23 protein-coding genes and 2 pseudogenes are annotated in these 18,772 nt (G+C 50.2%); 3 read left to right on the top strand and 22 right to left on the bottom strand.

Annotated features, from left to right (window positions below):
- Nucleotides 1–137: 137 nt before the first annotated feature.
- Nucleotides 138–758 carry a DUF1836 domain-containing protein gene (locus DW965_RS12135; RefSeq protein ID WP_117762188.1) on the top strand — a complete coding sequence of 207 codons (621 nt, stop codon included), beginning with the start codon at nt 138–140 and terminating at the stop codon, nt 756–758.
- A 59-nt stretch (nt 759–817) separates the two neighbouring features.
- On the opposite strand, the gene DW965_RS12130 is transcribed toward DW965_RS12135, so the two are convergent.
- The 5 genes from DW965_RS12130 to DW965_RS12110 form a co-directional block, all read right to left on the bottom strand.
- Nucleotides 818–1,117, bottom strand: coding sequence for a YerC/YecD family TrpR-related protein (locus DW965_RS12130; RefSeq protein WP_022463203.1), 300 nt, complete (start codon nt 1,115–1,117; stop codon nt 818–820).
- Between the two features lie 96 nt (nt 1,118–1,213).
- Entirely contained in the window at nt 1,214–2,101 is an 888-nt protein-coding gene (locus DW965_RS12125; protein ID WP_117762189.1) for an AraC family transcriptional regulator, read from the bottom strand.
- A 21-nt stretch (nt 2,102–2,122) separates the two neighbouring features.
- Nucleotides 2,123–3,592 carry a xylulokinase gene (gene xylB, locus DW965_RS12120; protein WP_117805009.1) on the bottom strand — a complete coding sequence of 490 codons (1,470 nt, stop codon included), beginning with the start codon at nt 3,590–3,592 and terminating at the stop codon, nt 2,123–2,125.
- A 124-nt stretch (nt 3,593–3,716) separates the two neighbouring features.
- Nucleotides 3,717–5,183, bottom strand: a complete 1,467-nt coding sequence (locus tag DW965_RS12115) for an L-fucose/L-arabinose isomerase family protein (protein WP_055221457.1) — start codon at nt 5,181–5,183, stop codon at nt 3,717–3,719.
- Nucleotides 5,184–5,292: 109 nt separating this feature from the next.
- Complete coding sequence (locus tag DW965_RS12110; RefSeq protein WP_117805010.1) at nt 5,293–5,910, bottom strand: DUF4867 family protein; 618 nt, start codon at nt 5,908–5,910, stop codon at nt 5,293–5,295.
- 326 nt (nt 5,911–6,236) lie between these two features.
- Between DW965_RS12110 and DW965_RS22590 the strand changes: the two genes are divergently transcribed.
- A complete protein-coding gene (locus tag DW965_RS22590) occupies nt 6,237–6,416 on the top strand; it encodes a hypothetical protein (protein WP_330421163.1) in 180 nt (59 codons plus the stop codon).
- A complete protein-coding gene (locus DW965_RS12105; RefSeq protein WP_442857801.1) occupies nt 6,377–6,904 on the top strand; it encodes an energy-coupled thiamine transporter ThiT in 528 nt (175 codons plus the stop codon). Before DW965_RS22590 ends, DW965_RS12105 begins: the two co-directional genes overlap by 40 nt.
- 71 nt (nt 6,905–6,975) lie before the next feature.
- On the opposite strand, the gene DW965_RS12100 is transcribed toward DW965_RS12105, so the two are convergent.
- The 17 genes and pseudogenes from DW965_RS12100 to DW965_RS12030 all read right to left on the bottom strand — a co-directional run bounded on the left by DW965_RS12100 (nt 6,976) and on the right by DW965_RS12030 (nt 18,761).
- Nucleotides 6,976–7,695, bottom strand: a complete 720-nt coding sequence (locus DW965_RS12100; protein WP_238033485.1) for a SpoIIIAH-like family protein — start codon at nt 7,693–7,695, stop codon at nt 6,976–6,978.
- Between the two features lie 13 nt (nt 7,696–7,708).
- The gene (locus DW965_RS12095; RefSeq protein ID WP_055221404.1) at nt 7,709–8,278 is read right to left on the bottom strand and encodes a hypothetical protein; all 570 of its coding nucleotides are present in this window, start codon (nt 8,276–8,278) and stop codon (nt 7,709–7,711) included.
- Between the two features lie 4 nt (nt 8,279–8,282).
- The gene (locus DW965_RS12090) at nt 8,283–8,837 is read right to left on the bottom strand and encodes a stage III sporulation protein AF (RefSeq protein ID WP_022463195.1); all 555 of its coding nucleotides are present in this window, start codon (nt 8,835–8,837) and stop codon (nt 8,283–8,285) included.
- Between the two features lie 26 nt (nt 8,838–8,863).
- Nucleotides 8,864–8,920, bottom strand: a pseudogene (locus DW965_RS22585) (DUF6783 domain-containing protein); the annotation flags it as partial.
- Between the two features lie 23 nt (nt 8,921–8,943).
- Complete coding sequence (locus DW965_RS12085; RefSeq protein ID WP_158565909.1) at nt 8,944–10,230, bottom strand: stage III sporulation protein AE; 1,287 nt, start codon at nt 10,228–10,230, stop codon at nt 8,944–8,946.
- Nucleotides 10,217–10,600, bottom strand: a complete 384-nt coding sequence (locus tag DW965_RS12080) for a SpoIIIAC/SpoIIIAD family protein (RefSeq protein ID WP_055221401.1) — start codon at nt 10,598–10,600, stop codon at nt 10,217–10,219. Before DW965_RS12080 ends, DW965_RS12085 begins: the two co-directional genes overlap by 14 nt.
- Before the next feature lie 29 nt (nt 10,601–10,629).
- Nucleotides 10,630–10,800 (bottom strand): stage III sporulation protein AC, encoded by a 171-nt coding sequence (gene spoIIIAC / locus DW965_RS12075; protein WP_119198426.1) that lies wholly within the window; start codon nt 10,798–10,800, stop codon nt 10,630–10,632.
- 50 nt (nt 10,801–10,850) lie between these two features.
- Nucleotides 10,851–11,366 carry a stage III sporulation protein AB gene (locus tag DW965_RS12070; protein WP_055221399.1) on the bottom strand — a complete coding sequence of 172 codons (516 nt, stop codon included), beginning with the start codon at nt 11,364–11,366 and terminating at the stop codon, nt 10,851–10,853.
- Complete coding sequence (gene spoIIIAA / locus DW965_RS12065; RefSeq protein WP_055228503.1) at nt 11,366–12,373, bottom strand: stage III sporulation protein AA; 1,008 nt, start codon at nt 12,371–12,373, stop codon at nt 11,366–11,368. Before spoIIIAA ends, DW965_RS12070 begins: the two co-directional genes overlap by 1 nt.
- A 57-nt stretch (nt 12,374–12,430) precedes the next feature.
- The gene (locus DW965_RS12060) at nt 12,431–12,982 is read right to left on the bottom strand and encodes a 4'-phosphopantetheinyl transferase family protein (RefSeq protein ID WP_117802514.1); all 552 of its coding nucleotides are present in this window, start codon (nt 12,980–12,982) and stop codon (nt 12,431–12,433) included.
- An 82-nt stretch (nt 12,983–13,064) separates the two neighbouring features.
- On the bottom strand, nt 13,065–13,571 hold the full coding sequence (locus DW965_RS12055; protein WP_055221393.1) for an SEC-C metal-binding domain-containing protein: 507 nt from the start codon (nt 13,569–13,571) through the stop codon (nt 13,065–13,067).
- A 110-nt stretch (nt 13,572–13,681) separates the two neighbouring features.
- Nucleotides 13,682–14,158, bottom strand: a complete 477-nt coding sequence (locus DW965_RS12050) for an Lrp/AsnC family transcriptional regulator (RefSeq protein ID WP_055221452.1) — start codon at nt 14,156–14,158, stop codon at nt 13,682–13,684.
- 8 nt (nt 14,159–14,166) lie between these two features.
- Entirely contained in the window at nt 14,167–15,060 is an 894-nt protein-coding gene (locus DW965_RS12045; RefSeq protein WP_330421161.1) for a hemolysin family protein, read from the bottom strand.
- Between the two features lie 14 nt (nt 15,061–15,074).
- Nucleotides 15,075–15,515 carry a CNNM domain-containing protein gene (locus DW965_RS21435; RefSeq protein WP_330421160.1) on the bottom strand — a complete coding sequence of 147 codons (441 nt, stop codon included), beginning with the start codon at nt 15,513–15,515 and terminating at the stop codon, nt 15,075–15,077.
- Between the two features lie 25 nt (nt 15,516–15,540).
- Nucleotides 15,541–16,919: pseudogene (locus DW965_RS12040) on the bottom strand (aminopeptidase).
- A 288-nt stretch (nt 16,920–17,207) separates the two neighbouring features.
- Complete coding sequence (locus tag DW965_RS12035; RefSeq protein WP_119198425.1) at nt 17,208–17,915, bottom strand: DnaJ domain-containing protein; 708 nt, start codon at nt 17,913–17,915, stop codon at nt 17,208–17,210.
- Nucleotides 17,916–17,921: 6 nt separating this feature from the next.
- The gene (locus DW965_RS12030) at nt 17,922–18,761 is read right to left on the bottom strand and encodes a DUF5685 family protein (RefSeq protein WP_055264770.1); all 840 of its coding nucleotides are present in this window, start codon (nt 18,759–18,761) and stop codon (nt 17,922–17,924) included.
- Nucleotides 18,762–18,772 lie beyond the last annotated feature (11 nt).

The following is an 18,772-nucleotide window of genomic DNA, read 5'->3' as shown; positions in this document are numbered from 1 at the left end:
CTCAGTATATAACAAATCCGCCCCGGTTACAAGTAAGAACGAACATACGTTGCATTTTTATCATGGAAACTTTTTTCGCAAAGTCCTTGCTATCTGGTATTAAAAACTATATAATGGGAACAGTGAGGTGATAACAAATGACGATAGACTCAGATAAAATTCTTCATGATTTACTGAATTCACTGGATTCTCTCGAAGGCATCCGCCCGGAGGAAATCCCGAACATTGCTTTATATATGGACCAGGTCACGACCTTTATGGACGCACAGCTCGCTTCTTCGCGCCGCTTCGAGTCCGATAAGGTTCTGACAAAAACAATGATCAACAACTATGCAAAAAACAAGCTGCTCCCGCCGCCGGTCAAAAAGAAATATTCGCCGGAGCACATGATGCTTCTGGTTTTTATTTACTACTTTAAAAACATCCTCTCGATCACGGATATCCAGACACTGCTCGCCCCGATCACCGATCGGTATTTCGGCACGGAGAGCGGCTTTTCCATCAAAGATATCTACGACGAAATTTTCCAGATGGAAAAAGAAGAAATTGCATCCGTAAAAGAAGATCTTCTGAAAAAAGCGGATGTATCCAAGTCCATGTTCGGCAGCTCACCGGAGGAGGACCGGGAATTTCTCCAGCTCTTTTCGTTTATCTGTCTGCTGAGTTTCGATGTCTATCTGAAAAAACAGATGATCGAGCACATGGTGGATGAACTGGCATCCCTCGCGGCGCCTTCTGATCCGAAAAAGAAAAATTAAGAACAAATGTGTAATCAAAAAAAGACGGCTGCGTTGGAATCGCACCGTCTTTTTTGATTTTACACATTTTCTTTCTTTTCCATCCGTTCAAACACCATCTCATATCCGTCGTTTCCATAGCTTAAGGAACGGTTCACGCGGCTGATCGTCGCCGTGGATGCTCCCGTCTTTTCGGAGATTTCCAGATACGTTCTCTTCTCCCGCAACATTTTCGCCACTTCAAACCGCTGCGACAGCGAAAGCAGTTCATTGATGGTGCATACATCCTCAAAAAAAGTATAGCATTCTTCCTTATTCTTCAGACACAAAATTGCCTCAAAAAGCTGGTCTACTGCTTCTGAATGAAGTTTCTTGTTCATTTCAAGCCCTCCTGTACGAAAATTAAGTCCCCATCTCATTCTTATAACTCGGAATACTACCATTTTAGCACAGTAAAGTGTGAAATACAAGTCCTTTTATCCCTGCATCAGCAAAGCCTGTACCATCGACTCCCGCTGTCTGCGGTAATCGCTCGGCGAACAGGCCTTTACCGTCTTGAAGGTACGGTTGAAGGCACTTAAAGAAGAGAATCCGGAATTCATCGCCACATCCGTGATACTCATCTTTTTGTCGTACAGAAGCTCCTCTGCGCGTTTGACGCGTTTAGAATTGAGGTACTCATAGAATGTCATGTTCATGTACTGCTTGAAAATTCTGGTAAAGTGGAACTTGGAAAATCCGCTGACCGCAGCTACTTCCTCGAGAGAAAGATTCTCCATGTAATGGACATTGATATAACGGCAGGCGCTTAAAACAGCCTCTATATATTCCTGCTGCTTCATTGCCCCGAACGTATTCTGCGCGTTGGCATCCGAAAAGCCCTTGCGGCCAAACTCTGAAAAAAGCTCTTTGAGGCCGGTGCAGATTCTGTGCGTCATCACTGCGCCCTCATTATCGTATTCCCGCACCAGTTCCAGAATCTGGCTGCGTAGAAACAGATAGAAGGGATCTTCCTCATCCTCTTTTTTGAAGTAGATGGCCGGAAGCCGCAGGAAAATCGTTTCCATTTCTTCCTGATTCTCCACACAGCCCGGTTCCACCAGCATGACAATCCGTTCTCCCTGGGATACGAATCTCATTCCGTGTACAACGCCGGAATTGATCATAATGATGTCGCCCTCTTTCAGATTATAGCTGTCTTTTCCGACAACAACCTCATATTCGCCTCTGGTCGGCATGATAATTTCAATTGCGGTATGCCAGTGCTTCGGATAGCCTTCTGTCACGGTGTTGTGAAAGATTTCAAACGCCGGCGGGTTTGCTGCATTCCGGTCAAATGTTTTCCCATGTTCCACTTTCTTCATCTTATTTCTTACCTCTTTTTATTACAGCAGCTCTGTAAACAGATCTTTTACGGTCGGATAAATCTTTGCAAATTTCTGATACTGGCGCTCATATTTCTCAACCAGTTCCGGTTCCGGCTCGATGGTCTCTGTCACACGAACAATTTTTTCTGCCGCCTCTTCTACGGATGAAAAGACACCGCAGGCAACGGCTGCCAGCATGGCTCCGCCAAGTGCCGGGCCTTCCTCGGACTCAATACGGTCCACTTTGATGTTCAGCACGTTTGCGATCATGCGTCTCCACAGCGGGCTCTTTGCACCGCCTCCGCAGATTTTCGTTCTCTCGATCTGGATGCCGAGGGATTTTGCTACCTCAAAGGAATCGCGGATCGCAAAGGCAACGCCCTCGAGAACAGCCTGGGTCATATCCTCTCTTGTGGTGTCCATGGTCAGGCCGATGAAGGTTCCTCTTGCATCCGGGTTGTTGTGCGGGGAACGCTCGCCCATCAGATACGGCAGGAAGAATACATTATTCTCGCCAAGTTTTGTGATGTTCTCCTGCTCTTTTGTATATTCTTTTGTGCGGATGATTTCATCCATCCACCATTTGTTGCAGGAAGCTGCACTCAGCATGCATCCCATCAGGTGATAGTGGCCGTCTGCGTGTGCGAATGCGTGCAGGGCATTGTGGCTGTCTACGCCGAATTTGTTGCTGGAAATGAATACGGTTCCGCTTGTACCAAGGGAAACGTTGCACATGCCGTCGCCTACGGTTCCGGTTCCGACTGCGGCTGCTGCGTTGTCTCCGGCTCCTGCTACAACTTTACAGGTCTCCGGCAGTCCAAGTTCTGCTGCTACTTCCGGTTTTAAGGTTCCGACAGCGTCAAAGCTCTCATGGAGCTCCGGCAGCATCTCCAGGGAAATACCGCAGATTTCTGCCATCTCTTTGGACCAGCATTTGTTCTTGACATCCATCAGAAGCATGCCCGATGCATCGGAGTAGTCGCTTACGAATGCGCCGGAGAGACGGTATGCCAGGTAATCTTTTGGAAGCATGATTTTGCAGATTTTTGCGAAGTTATCCGGCTCATTTTCTTTCACCCAGAGAATCTTCGGTGCGGTAAAGCCTGCAAATGCAATGTTTGCGGTGTACTCGGAGAGTTTTTCTTTTCCGATTACGGTGTTCAGATAATCGGTCTGTTTTGCGGTACGGCCGTCGTTCCAGAGGATCGCCGGGCGGATGACGTTATCGTTCTCATCCAGGATGACAAGACCATGCATCTGGCCGCCGAAGCTGATGCCGGCTACCTGGGATTTGTCTATGTCTTTTACCAGCTCGCGGATTCCCTCTTTGCTCTGCTCCCACCAGTCTTCCGGTTTCTGCTCAGACCAGCCTGGATGCGGGAAATACAGCGGATACTCTCTCGATACAATATTTACAATTTTGCCTTCCTCGTCCATCAGAAGCAGTTTGACAGCGGAAGTACCAAGGTCAACACCAATAAAATACATGTCGAATCTCCTTTTTCTACTCTTTTTCAAAAAGGGCGGCAGCAGACCTAGATCTCTGCTCCGCCCTTTTGCTTATGCGTTACTGCATATCTTTCTTATTTTTCAGTGAATCTTCCGGAACGGATTAGCCCCACGGATTCTCTGTCGGGTAACGAACACCCTTCGGCTGGTTGTAGCCGATCTCATCTACTTCAACACCGAGCATTTTGAATACTTCGAATAACGGTTTTCCGAAGTGTCCGAATGCTACTGCGCCGTGATGCGGATAGTTTTTCTCTACCAGTACGTGACGGTAGAATCTGCCCATCTCCGGAATAGCGAAGATACCGATGCTTCCGAAGGAACGTGTTGCTACAGGAAGAACCTCGCCCTCTGCGATGTATCCGCGCAGTTTTGCGTCAGATGTGCTCTGCAGACGATAGAAGGTGATGTCTCCAGGAACGATATCTCCCTCGAGGGTACCCTGTGTTACTTCTTCCGGAAGGGTTCTTGCCATGATCATCTGATATTTCATAGAGCAGAATGCCAGTTTGGTGGAAGCGGTATTTCCGCAGTGGAATCCCATGAAGGTATCTTTTAAGGTGTAATCAAATTTGCCTTTGATTTCGCTCTCATACATATCCTTCGGAACGGTGTTGTTGATGTCGAGGAGTGTTACGGTGTCTTTGGATACAACGGTTCCGATGAACTCGGACAGTGTTCCGTAGATATCTACCTCACAGGATACCGGGATGCCCATCTTGGTCAGACGGCTGTTGACATAGCAAGGAACGAATCCGAACTGTGTCTGGAATGCCGGCCAGCATTTTCCGGTCAGGGTTACGTATTTTCTGGAGCCTTTGTGTGCTTCGATCCAGTCTAACAAGGTGATCTCGTACTGAGCCAGTTTCGGCAGGATTTCCGGTTTCAGGTTTCCTTCGCCGAGCTCTTTTGCCATATCTTCTACGACTGCCGGGATTCTCTCGTCGCCTGCGTGTTTGTTGAATGCTTCAAACAGGTCAAGCTCGGAGTTCTCTTCGATTTCTACGCCGAGGTTGTACAGCTGTTTGATCGGTGCGTTACATGCCAGGAAGTTGGTCGGACGCGGTCCGAAGCTGATGATTTTCAGGTTCTTAACAGCTACAACTGCAGTTGCAACCGGTACGAAATCTTTGATCATGGCTGCTACGTCTTCTGCATCGCCAACCGGGTACTCTGGAATGTATGCGTGCAGGTTGCGCAGTTTCAGGTTGTAGCTTGCGTTCAGAACGCCGCAGTATGCATCGCCGCGTCCGCCTACAAGGTCGTCGCCGGTCTCTTCTGCTGCTGCTACTACCATGCAAGGTCCGTCGAAGTATTTTACAAGCAGGGTTTCCTCGGTCTCCGGTCCGAAGTTTCCAAGGTATACAACAAGTGCATCACACTCTGCTTTTTTCAGGTCTTCGAGTGCGTTCATCATGTCGATTTCATTCTCGACGATGATTGGACATTCGTAGATTTCTCCGTCGTATGCTTTTACGACTGCTTTTCTTCTGTTCTCGGAAAGGCTGTTCGGGAAGCAGTCACGGCTTACTGCAACGATACCTAATTTGATTTCCGGTGTATTGTTGATCATTTTTGAAGATCCTCCTTTTTTTGGTTTTCTTGGTTTTTGGTTTCTTTTTATGTTCAGAACTGCTCTTTTGGGGCAGTGTTTCTGATTTCTGGTTTTGTCTCTGGTTTTATTTTACCGAGAGGTTTTCTCCTTTGATGCCTGCTACGCTTCCAGCGATGTTTGCATCCGGGTGGCTTAAGAGCCATTTGTTTCTGGCGAAGAGCAGGTCGTCTTCCGGGGTGTGTTTTTCTTCCAGGGTGATGTCGGTATTGGTTCCTTTTGGAAGGACTACGACGCATTTGAAGCCGCTGGCTGCCACGTTGCATGGTGCGTAGTGGAGGGTGGTTGCGTAGACTTCAATGGTGGTTCCGGCCGGGATTAAGAAGGCCTCCATTTTGGATGAGTCGTAGGTGTGGTCTTCGGTGATGTCCTGTTCTTTTCCGAGGATCAGGATCAGGTCGGTTACGGCGATGTTGATTTCGCTGTCGCGGTGGTATTCTACGGCGTTCAGTAAATGGTTGTGGCCGTTGCAGTAGCCGATCTGGATCGGCATGCCGCCGTAGAGGCTGTCGGATACGGACTGGGCGCTTTTGCAGGCTTCGAGGCTTTCAATGGCAGGCTCGTAGACTACGTCGTCGGGACATGGGGTCTCGGACATGGCGGTGATGATGTCGCTGACGTCGAGGTCTTTGATGACTTTGCCGTACTGGCGGAATGCTTCGTCTGTTACTTTCAGAATCTGCATTGTGTTGGTGCTCCTTTCGTACAATTAGTTTAATGATTGAACTAATTGTAATATAGCACTTGTATGTACTTCTTGTCAACATGTATTTGGATGAAAAAACGGGTAGGTTGACAAATAAGGGGGAGGTTGGTATACTTTAATACGTTAAAATAATAAGACGCTAGGGGAGCCTTTGGCTGAGAACGTGGGACAGGGATAAGCTCACGGACCTCACTACCTGAACGGGATAATTCCTGCGTAGGGAAGCTGGAACGTGGTTTCGGAGGTGATTCGGGACTGTGTTTTTATGTGAGCCCCTCCAAGCGGAATGCGAAGGAGGTTTTTTTATGAGTTTTTTTGTTACTGCTGACGGCGGACTGACGACGGCCGGTTATGTTGGATGCGTGGTGCTGATGGTGGCGCTGGTGGTGATTGCTTCGGTTCTTTCTGCTCAGAAGAGTAAGGGGACGGGAATGGATGCAAGGAGCTGGCGTTTTGTGCGATGGGGATGGCGCTGGCGTTTGTGACTTCGTATGTGAAAGTGTTTGAGCTGCCGTACGGGGGATCGGTTACGTTGTTTTCGATGCTGTTTATTGTGCTGATTGCGAACTGGTATGGGGCGAAGACGGGTATTCTCGTTGGTTTTGCTTATGGACTGCTGCAGTTTATCCAGGGGCCGTATGTGCTGTCGCTGTTCCAGGTGTGCTGTGATTATGTGTTTGCGTTTGCGGCGCTGGGTGTGGCCGGATTCTTTGGAAAGAAGAAAAACGGGCTGCTGATCGGGTATATTGTAGCTGTGCTGGCGAGGGGATTTTTCCATACGTTAGGCGGGTATCTGTACTGGATGGATTATATGCCGGAGAATTTCCCGCAGTCTTTAAAGGCGCTGTATCCGATTATTTACAACTACAGCTATCTGCTGGCTGAAGGTGTGCTGACGGTGATTCTGATCTCGCTGCCGCCGGTGAAGAAAGCACTGCAGACGGTTGCAAGAACAGCACATGGTGCAAATTAAATAGAATTACGTGAAAAAATCCGGGAACGCATGATTTTGCGTTTCCGGATTTTTTACGTGGATATCAAAATTTACTGAGCACTCTCCTCTGCGGCTGTGTCGGCGGCGGAGCTCATGGGGGTGATGACGATGTTTTCTACGCCGATTCCGGTTTTGCGGGTTACGATGTCTTCGATCTGGGCACGCTGTTCCTCGGTTACTTCTTTCATCGGAACGACGATGTCGGCGGTTTCGCCGGTCAGGTTTACAACGACGTCGGTGAAGCCTTTGGCTTCGAGGAGGAGTTCGGTTGCCGACTCTTTTTCTACGAGTTCCGTCATTTCCACCATGCTCTGGACGGCGCTCTGGCGCTCGGTTTCGGAGAGGTTGGTGTTGTTGATGATTTCATTTAAAGTGTCTTTGTTCTGGGAACGGATCTGTTCGCGGTCGATTCTGGCCTGGGCCATGTATGTAGATGCCCCGGCAAGGACTGCCTCTCCCGGCGTTTCGGTGACGGTCCGCGACGAGTCCCCTGCTGTGCCGGCATCCACCTCGTCGGTGATATCGGTGTCCAGGCTGGAGATGTCTTTTAAAACGGTGCTGGCATCCGCCGTGGTTCCGTCTGCCTTCTCCTTCGTGGACAGGGTACTGTCAGCATAGTTGATGTATCCGGCGACGGCGATCATGATCGCAAGGGCGGTGATGATGACCTGATTTTTCCGGAATTTTTTCTTTTTCCCGGCCGTCTTTTTCGGCGATGGTGTCTCTGCCATTTTCTCAGGTGCATTCATTTCCTGTTCTAATTTTTCCACGCATTTGACTCCTTTACTTCATTTTGACTACTTTAATCTTATTTGCGCCCACCTGAAATAATGCCATCACGGCCTCCTGAATCTCCTGTACCGTCACCGGGTTTCCCCCGCCTTCTGCGATGACGAGCACGCCGCGCACCGCCGGGTACTCCTCGGAAACCACATACGGCGTCTCGGCCCCGTTCTGCGTCTTTTCATAGACAGTTGCCTCATCCTGCGACGCGGATGTAACGCTTCCGGTCTCCTCTCCCTTCTTGTTTTCCTCCGTTGTGCTCCGCGTTGGGACATCTTTTTCCACAATCTTTTTTCCTGTGGATTCCAGCGTCACCACGACGTGCACTGCGCCCACACCGTCCATCTGGGAAAGTGCGTCACAAAGGCGCTGTTCCATCTCCTCCTGCACCGAAAGTCCCGCATCCCCCGCCGGACGCGCAGCCGTCTCCTGCGGCTGTTCTGTCTCCTCACTGGTCTTTTTTGTTCCCGTCGGCAGCAGCAGGACAACGCCGATTGCCGCCAGCAGGAAGTACAGCATCCACTGCTCCTTTTTCTGTTTCCGGAAAAACGCCGCTGCCTTTTCCCTCATAGGCCTATTCCGAAATCTCTACCATAATATGCGCCGGATCGGTTCCGTAGACCTCACTTAAAACACTTTTGATCTCTGTCAGCTTTTCATCGAGCATTTCCCGCTGTTTTTTCTGTTCTTCGCGGTAAATGCTCGTCTGCCGCATCGGCGCTTCAATGCGGATCTCTTTTGCCTCACCGGTGTTTCCCGGCTCCAGCGTTACCGAAACGGCTGCCCCCGGAATGCCGCTCTCTGACAGATACATCCGGATCTGGCGCTCCGTCTCTTTTTCCCAGGCGCCCACGTAATACTGTTTTTCAAAGCTTTCTGCACGAATCTGTACATTTTCCATTGCTGCTGCCTCCTCTTCCAGCGTCAGACGGTCGAGCGTCTGCGCCATTTTCTGCTCCAAACCTCCCGCTTTTAGCACGGGCTGGAAAAAAATCAGTACCATCACAATTCCAAGAAAAAACTGAACCGGCTTCTTGTCCTCCTTCTCCGGGATCAGGTTCAGCACAGTTGTCATAAAAATCAGAAAAATTGAAATATTCTTAAGCCACTGCAGAATCTCTTCTACCATGCCGCCTCCCGCCGCTGCCTGCCCAACTACATGCTAGAGCATGTCTGAAAAATCATTTCCGCAATCTGCAAGCCCCAGTTTGCGAAAAGCCTTTTTCAGACACGCTCTAGGAAAAAGTTCCCGCCAGGATTGCAATCGTCAGCAGAAACAGGACTTCTACGGTCAGAAGGAGACGCAGAAGCATCGCATATCCTTTTCCTGCCGCCGCAAGACATCCCGCGATCCGCTTGTCCGAGACGGGCTGCGCCGCCGCGGCGAGAAGGCGGAAGGAAAGACCCGAAACGAGAAGCTGAACGGCGGGAACCATGCCTGCTGCGAGCAGTACCAGCATTGCCGTCACGCCAAAGCAGTTGCGGATCAGCACCGCGGAGCCTGCCACCAACTCGGTTACAGCATTCACCGCATTTCCGATGCCGGGAATCATTCCGGCAGTCCGCCAGAGTGCCATCTGCCGCAGGGAATCGAGCGCCGGTGCGATCAGATTCCGGATCATCTGCATTCCCACAAGTACGCCGAGCGACGATTTTAAAAGGCCGTTCACGCAGGTTTCCAGCAGCTCTGTCATATGGGACAAAATCTCCTCGCCGGAAAGATCGTTTACAAGGGCGATGAGCAGATAGATATGGATCATCGGGAGGACGAGGGCGAGCAGAAGCTTTTCGACAGCCAGAATCACTAGAAGGAGCATCTGATAAAACATCACGGCTGATGATGCACCACCGGCGGCCGCGGCCGCCAGATAGTAGGATGGCGTCAGAATCCGCATAAAAGCGACCAGCGATGTGATGACAGCTTTCAGGTTTTCCCCGCTCGACTGGAAATTTTTCAGAATCAGTGCAAGCGCAAGCAGATAGACCATATAAAAACTGGCGTCCCTGACCTGTTTTCCTTCAAAGAGAGAGGAAAAACTGCCGAGCACCGCGCCTGCCAGAACGAGGAGAAACAGCTCCTTCATCAGCCCCTTCTGCGCAAGGAATGCTGTTTTGGCACAGGAGAGAACGGCATTTCCGGCACGGAAAATGCGGAAGGGATCGCCATCCTGCAAAAGAGAACGCACCGTACCGGCAAAAGAAAACTGCTGGCTGGACAGCAGGCTGTCCACTTCCTGCTGGATTGCATCGAAGTCGAGTTCTGCAAGAAGTTCGTCCTGCGCTGCTGCTGCCTGATCCGTTTCGGTATCCCCCGCTTCTTTCTCCTGCTGTCCTTTCTTTTCTCTGACCGCCGCACGCTCCGTCTCCTGATCTGTTCCTACGGTGTCCAAACGTGATTCTTCTTCCAGGCTCTCCGGCACGTTTTGTACCGCTGCTTCGATTTTCTGCGTTCTTCCCGTTCCGAAAATGAGACACAGAAAAAGCAGCGCCATGCCCCATCCGGCTTTTTTACAGAAAATCATGAACCGTTTCCAGCAGAGCGAGCAGCACTGGCATACTGACGGCAAGGACCGCCAGGCGGGCGAACAGTTCAATCTGCCCTGCAATGGAAGAATAGCCCGCATCCTTACAGATCCCGGCGGAAAACTGCCCCACATACGTGATCCCAAGCATTTTCAGCAGCGTATTCAGATACGATGAGTCCACCGGGAGATACGATTTCATTTGTGCGAGCATGCCGAGCAGATACTGCATTTTTCCGACGGTCCCGGCAAGAATGCAGAGGCCGGCACCGACCGTCACAAGAAGGGCAAATTCCGGCTTTGCTCCCTTTACTGTGATTCCAAGCAGCACGCCCGCCGTGCCAAGCGCAGCGATCCGAAGTATATCCATATGATCCCCTCCGTTTTTTCTCCCTGCTCTTAAATTGTAAACAGTTGTTTGATGTCCTCAAACAGCGCGGAAATATAGGGAAGAATCCAGAACAGCACCAGCACAAGACCGGCAAGGCTTGCAAGAAATGCCTGTTCTTCCCGGCCGCTGTGTTTTAATACCTGGCACAGGACCGATACCAGAATCCCGACTGCCCCGATTTAAATAGAATCCCGACCTCCACGCCTGCTCCTCCGTTTTCAGACACGCCCTAAACCAGAATCAAAAATAAAAAAAGGCCTCCCATGATTCCAAGACTCTGACAGAGCCTCTTCCTTTCCGGCAATCCTTTCTGCAGTTCCGCGATCCGCTGCACAAGGCGTGCCTCATACCGGTCCAGATTCGCCTTCTGCATGGCGCGGTCCCCGGTTCCAAGGCTGCATCCGGCCTCCTGCAGCTCTTCTTTTTCTTCTTTTGTAAGGCGTGTGTCCGCCAGGTGGACTGCCGTATTCTCTTCCAGAATCGCCGGCAGTGTCTTTCCGTCCGGGCGGCGCATATCCTCGGAAATATCCTGTAAAAAATCCCGGTACGGATCCCGCATCCGCCTTCCCGTCTCCCAGAACGCATCCGGCAGCGGGGAAGCCGCCGTCACAATCTCTCCACGCAGATACTGGATAATTTTCTGCAGTGTTTCCAGATCTTTCACATGAGCCGACAGCGCCGCACTCTTTGCAAAGCCGATCCCGACGCAGGCAAGAGAAGCCGCCAGTAAAACTGCAAGCCGCATCACAAAAACGCCTCCCTTCGGTACAGTGTCGTTCCTCTTCCGTCAAAAATAGCCTGTACGCTTCCGGCGTGGGGTTTCGCATCCAGCACGATGTACCGCTCGAAAACGTGGGATTCCACGAGGCGGTTCAGGAGAGGCTTCTGCTTCATATCCTCCATGGAATTGCCATGCACGGTCGCGAGCAGCTTGCACCCGCAGTTAACGACGGACTCGATCGCACGGATGTCCTCGCCCGTTCCGATCTCATCGACTGCCACCACATCGGGCGACATGGCGCGGATCAGCATCATCATGCCCTCCGCCTTCGGACAGCAGTCGAGCACATCGGTGCGGATGCCGACATCATTCTGCGCAACGCCGAGATAGCAGCCTGCGATCTCGCTCCGTTCATCGACCACACCGACGGTCAGCCCCGGATACGGCGACTCCCCGTCCGAAATCTGGCGGATGATATCGCGCAGCATCGTCGTTTTGCCGCAGCCGGGTGCGGAGACAATCAGGGTGTGCAGGAAACGGCCGTCTTCCCAAAGGTACGGCATCACTCGGTCCGCGCAGCCCTTTTTCTCATGAGCAACCCGCACGTTGATGCAGGATATATGACTGATGCCTTTCACCTTTTCCCCTTCGATTACCGTCTTTCCGGCAATGCCGATCCGGTGGCCGCCCTCCACGGTCAGAAAACCCTGCCGCAGTTCATCCTCGTAGGCGTAGAGGGAAAAACTTCCTATGTAATCCATCGTATCGCGGATATCCGTCGGTGAGACGGGATAACCTTTCTCCCACTCCCCGGTCAGTGCTCCGTCCGGGGTCAGAAAGTACTCCTGATCCTTTGCGACCACCAGAAGCGGCGCGCCGGTCCGCAGACGGATTTCCTGCAGGTCATCAGCCAGCAGATCTGTGTTTTTCAGAATTTTCCGTATATTCGCAGAAAACAGGCGCAAAAGTTCCCTTTGCTCCTGTTTTTTCTCTGGCGTAACAATATCCTTTTGTCTTCCTGTCCTTTTCATCTTCACCACCTCTTATCGTTATATATATGAGATGGCGGGACAGGTTATGCACGGTTTTTATGGTTCTATTCTTTTCATGCAGATTTTCACGGGCTCCGCTGCCCAGACGGCGCCTTCATATCCTTTCTCCGGACTGAAATGCGTGCAGAGGCCCTCTTTCTTTTCCGTTCCAAGAGAACCCGAAAGACCGGTTCCCCTCCACTTGCCGTAGCTCTCCTCCTCGGTCCAGATCCGGAAAAACAGCGTTTCAGCATTCTCCACTGCGGCAAGGCGTTTCTGGTCTTCGGCGGAAAAATACCGTTCTGCCATGCGCTCCCAGGCAGCGCGGCGGTGCTGCTGCAGATCCATGCCGATCGGAATGGAAGCAAAAGCGCAGGCAGCGTATTCCCCCGAATGAGAAATATTAAAACAGATCTGCGGATGCCCCGGCAGGTACGGTTTTCCGTGCGCATTCCGTTCGATCGTTATCTTTTCTCCATCCAGCCCATACTGTTCCTTCATTCCCATCCGGAACAGCTCCCATCCGCACTGCGAGAGTTCCCGTTCCAGCTCTTTTTTTTCGCCCTCCGGCTGCGTAATTTTTTTCAGATAAACTACCGTCTCCTGCATTCTGCTTCTCCCTCTTCATAGAAAAAGAGACCGCGAAGCCTTTCAACTTTCGGCTCCCCGGTCTCTTCTCGAAAATTCTTTCTTATGCGTTTTTACCGCAGCAGTATTTGTATTTCTTTCCGCTTCCGCACGGGCATGGATCGTTTCTTCCGATTTTTTTGCCTTTGATTACAGTGCCGGATTTTTTCTGCTCCATGTAAAGCGTTTTCTTCTGCTCTTCTGTGAAGATCTCATCCCACATCGGCAGGTTGTACAGCCAGTCTGCTTTTGCGTCTACCATGTTTTTGTACAGAAGCTCTTTATCGTAAGCCAGTGTAACAACGGTATCCTCTTCCATCTCCTCGATCGGGTTCGGGATCACAAGGCTGTCGTTGATGCCGTCCAGGAAACCAACCATGGTCATAACGTCCACTTTGTATTTCTCTGCCAGCTCTTTTACGGTTCCTTTTACCACTTCATCCGGGTTGGAAAGAAGCTGCTCGTAAATGTTTTTCTCAATCAGGAAATAATTGGTCCAGAACTGCTGGAGCTGTTTTTTGTCTGCTTCCTGATTATAGGCGATATCACGCCAATTCTGTAATAAACTCATGTTATTATCCATCCTTTATCTGTTTCTCTGAGCGCGTTTTTTCGCGCCGTCCCCTAGCGGGATTCCGGTTTTTGTAACACGCTTTAGTATATCGGAAAGTCCGCAGAAAATCAACCTTTTTCTTCTTCCTGCTCCAGAATCGGGATTCTGGTATCGCCGAGCGGAATTCCTCTGTGTTCCACCGATGTAGAGAACACGATCTGCGTCTTCGTTCTTCCAAAATGCTGAAGCTGGCCGATAAACTGATCCAGCTCAGATGTTGTGTGGAACACAACCTCCATCAGCATCGAATAGTCGCCGGTCACGCAGTTGCACTCGATCACATTCGGGCAGTCGGTGATGTACGGATAGAATTCCTTTTTCCGCACCGGCTCAACCTCCAGATTGATGAATGCCTTGATCCGATAGTCGAAAACCTCCGGGTTCACACTCGCACGGTAGCCGGTGATCACCCCGTCCTTTTCCAGGCGGTCGATTCTCGCCGAAACCGTCGGCGAAGTGAGACTTACCTTGTCTGCAATACTTTTGAGCGGAAGCCTTGCATCTTCCTGCAGCAGTTCCACAATTTTCCGGTCTGCTGTATCCAGTTCACGTTTCATTCCCTCTCCTTACGTTCCTCCTGCTCTCCTTTTTCTTTCGGAGGCAGTTTCTTTACCACCGTATTTTCCACGCGGTGTTCTTTGACCCGCATGACCTTGATCCAGAGATCGTCGGTCTCGAGTTCAAACTGGCTGCCGTCATCCGGAACCGCACCGAGTTCGCCGAAAATGTAGCCGCCGAACGTTTCATATTCATCGACCGGCAGTTTGATCTTCAGTTCCTCCGCCACATCATCCAACGAGGCACTTCCCATGATTTTCCAGGTGTCTGTGGAAATCAGCTCAATTTCCGATGGCTGCCCGATCTCCGCCTCATCATTCAAGTCCCCGACAAGCTGCTCGATCAGGTTACGCACGGTGATAATTCCATCCATGCCGCCGTACTCATCCAGAACCACGGCAAAATAGTTGCCGGTCTTTTTCATGTTCTGGAACAGCGTGGCAGCCTTGATGTTTTCAGGAACAAAATAAGGCTGTTTGATTGCTTCTTTCATGACATGATCGCGGTCCTTGGTGCGAAGCCGGAAATAATCCTTGGCGTCCAGAACGCCGATGATATCGTCCACATTTTCACCACAGACCGGGTAATAAGAATGGCGGCTTTCATGGATCAGCTGCTCCCACTCCTCCATCGAGTCTTCCAGCCACAGAAGATCTACATCGGTTCTGTGGACGCAGATTTCATCAATGGTCAGATCATCAAACTCAAATACGTTCTGAATCATATCTTTTTCTTCATTGTCGATCGCGCCTTTTTCGCTGCCGGCATCTACCATCATTCGGATTTCTTCCTCCGTCACCTGATCGTCGTCCTCATCCGGATCGATCCCCAGAAGGCGCAGGATACCGTTTGTCGATGCAGTCAACAGCCACACAAGCGGTGCAAACACTTTCGAAGCACCGCTTACAGACCGGAAATCCCGAGCGCAATCTGCTCAGCCTTCTGCATTGCAATCCTTTTCGGCACCAGTTCGCCAAAGATCAGGGTGATATAAGATAAAAGCAGCGTAATCAGCACAACGGCAATCGCATCCAGTGTCTTTTCCGGAATCTTCATACCCGCGTCCACAAGAGCGGAAACGATTCGATCCGAAAAATTTTCTGCTGCAAAGGCACTTCCAAGAAAACCGGACAGAGTGATGACCACCTGTATCGTTGCAAGAAAACGGGATGGCTGTTCCGTCAGATGAAACAGCTTCGCCGCTCTTTTGTTTCCCTCCTGTGCCATTTTTTCCAGTTTAGCGTCGTTGCAGGAGACCACAGCGATCTCCGCGCAGGCAAATACCGCATTGACCGCTATCAATACGACCTGCAAAAGAATACTGCCGACTATGTCACTGTCCAAACGTTTCAAACCTCCTCAATATTATTTATGCATTTTTCAAAAATGCCACATAGGCCTTCTTGGCCTCGTAAACATCTGCTTTGCTGGTTACTTCCCATGGAGCATGCATGCTGAGAACCGGTACACCGGAGTCAATCACTTCCATACCGTACAGAGACATGATGTAGGCGATGGTTCCGCCGCCTCCGACATCAACTTTACCAAGTTCTGCTGTCTGCCAATTTACTTTTGCATCATCAAAGATAGCGCGAAGAGCTCCGACGTACTCTGCATTGGCATCGTTTGAGCCGCTCTTTCCGCCTGCTCCTGTAAATTTGTTAATTACGATACCTTTTCCGAAAAATGCAGCGTTTTTCTTCTCAAATGCTGCTGCATACAACGGATCAAACGCTGCACTTACATCGGAAGAAAGCATTCTGGAAGAAGCCAGACATCTCCGAAGTGCAAGCTCCGTTCCCTCACCTGCAAGTGCAAGCAGCTCTGCCATGGTGTTTTCGAAGAATGAGACTGCATGCCGGTTGCTCCGACGCTTCCGATCTCCTCTTTGTCTACGAGCAGGCAGCAGGATGTCTTCTCCGGTGCTTCCACCTCGAGCATTGCGACAAGAGAAGTGTATGCGCATACACGGTCATCCTGGCCGTATGCAAGAATCATGCTGGCATCCATACCAAGCTCACGCGCTTTTCCTGCCGGTACAATTTCAAGCTCTGCGGAGAGGAAATCCTCTTCTTCGATGCCATACTTGTCGTTTAAGAGCTTTAAGGTCATGGCTTTCACTGCATCTTTCTCTGTTCCTTCCAGCGGCTGGCTTCCGATCAGAAGATCGAGGTTCTCGCCCTCTACTACCGTACTTGCCGGTTTGGTCTGCTGCTCTCTGGAAAGGTGAATCAGAAGATCTGTCACACAGAATACCGGATCGTTATCATCCTCGCCGATGACTACATCCACTACTTCGCCATCCTTCTTGGCTACAACACCGTGGATTGCAAGCGGAAGCGTTACCCACTGCCATTTTTTGATACCACCGTAATAATGGGTATCAAGATATGTAAATCCGTTGTCCTCATACAGTGGATTCTGTTTTACGTCAAGACGCGGAGAATCGATGTGCGCACCGAGAATATTCATACCCTCTGTCAGAGGCTTGGTTCCGATCTGGAACAGGGCAATGGCCTTCTTCATGCATACAGCATAAACCTTGTCACCCGGTTTTAACGCACGATTTTCTTTTACATAGGTGTCGAGGCTTACGTATCCGGCCTCTTCTGCCTGACGTACACTTTCCTTTACACACTCACGCTCCGTTTTTCCGTGATCCAGGAATGCGCGGTAGCCGGCGTTTAATTTTTCCAGCTTTTTCATATCTTTTTTCTTGTACTCATTCCATGCTGTTTTTCGTTCCATAGCTTTTCTCTCTTTCTGTTTTCTTTCTATGATCCGTTCGTATTTTTTTGCTCCGGTCATAATTGCGATCTCTTTCATTATAATCTGTTTTGATGGGAAAAACAAGGACTTTCGGCTGTTAGAAAAAAGCCCCACAGCGAACCGTTTTTTTGGTTGCAGCGGGGCTTTTAAGGGGAGGATAAGTATTTCCTTATTTTTCTTTTGTATCATCGAACAGGGGAATTTCGATGACACTGTTATTCTCCCCTGAATGTTCACTTTTATACATTTCTTGTAATTATTTTTTGATCAACAGCAGAAAAATCCTCTTCCGCCGCAGCAACAGCAATTGCAGATGGCATTGATTGCCATACATTCACAGCACCATTTTCCGAGATCACCTGCACTTCTCTCGTAGCCATAGCCGCTTCCCATGTCGGAATACCACTGGCCGCTGCCCTGGAGCTGGCTTAAAAGCTGCTGGTACTGCAGATTCTGCGGTTCTAATTTGACTGCCATCTCGGCATCCTGCACGGCATTGATGTTGTTGCCGAGGCGCGAATTTGCGATCGCATGCAGGAAATACCATTTTCCGCTGCGGTCGGAAATGTCGTTCAGCACGTTCATCGCCTCGCGGAAGTGGCCGCTGTTGATGTAGTTGGCTGCCGCCTGCAGCCGCATTTCCTGCTCGGAATTTCCATAATCATTCCGTGCGGAGCCGCCGTTTCCGTACGCGCCGCCGAATGGGTCGAAGCCGCCGAACGGGCCATAGCCGCCGTAAGCATCTCCGCCATACGACGAACCTCCGCTCTGGTACGAGGTGCCGTGCTCGCGTTCATCCATGATCTGTTTGTACGCCTGCTGCACCTGTTTGAATTTTTCTTCTGCTTCTGCTTTATTCGGATTATTGATATTGGCATCCGGGTGATACGTCCGGCTGAGTTTTCGGTATGCTTTTTTGATTTCATCGTCCGAAGCCCCGCGGGACACGCCCAGCACCTCATATGGATCTGTCATCAGTCTTTATTTCTCCTCTTTTTGGCGCTCTTTTGCGCTTTTTCGCATTTCGTATTTTTCCCAGATACCAGCATACAATATATTTCGCAGAATGTCTACATTTTCCAGGATCGGAAGTTTTTCAAATGCACGCGACGCTTCCGCCGTCATCATCAGCAGGATTTTTTCTGCGTTTTCCTCGAAGTCCGGCTGATCTGCGATGGACAGAAACGGGTTGTAGTTTCCGCTCTTTTTATCTTTTTCCACGTCATCAAGCGCATCCATCAGGTAAATGAATTTTCCGATGTAAAAGCCGACCTGGCGCAGATCATCGCTCCAGATGTCCTCCTCCGGAATATAGATCTCCGCCATCACCTCTCCGGTATAGCCTGCCGCAAGATCGAGGTCTGGATTGTTTTCCTTCTCGCATGCATGCAGCTTTTCGAGGTAATCCTGCACTGCTTTCGTCTGGCGCGGATACGATGCCTCGATGCGTGTCACAGATTTTTTCAAAGCCTTTGCCGCTGTAAACGCCGCGTAGTTTTTCTCGTCCTCCCAGTCATCCAGCAGATTGTAATAGGCGAGCAGCACGTTCATGTCTGCGCAGTATTTTGTGTATTTATTCCGCAGGCATTTATGTTTTTTGCCGGGATGAAGAAAGCAGTAATGCTCCTCTTCTTTTGTCTCACACTCATAAAGCCCGGTCAGCAGGATGGAAAGAAATGTCATATCAAACGTCAGCATCGCCTGACCCTTTTTTCCATACGCCTCTTTGATATCCTGACACAGACCGCAGTAGTATGCCTGATATTTGTTGTAATCTTTGACTTTCAGGTCATCCTTTCGGATGGTCACATAACCAAACATGAATCGCACTG

It is taken from the genome of Blautia sp. AM47-4 (assembly GCF_003479865.1).
GTDB classification, from domain to species: domain Bacteria; phylum Bacillota; class Clostridia; order Lachnospirales; family Lachnospiraceae; genus Fusicatenibacter; species Fusicatenibacter saccharivorans.
The sequence above is the reverse complement of the archived record's forward strand: the minus strand, read 5'-3'. Positions and strand labels throughout refer to the sequence as shown.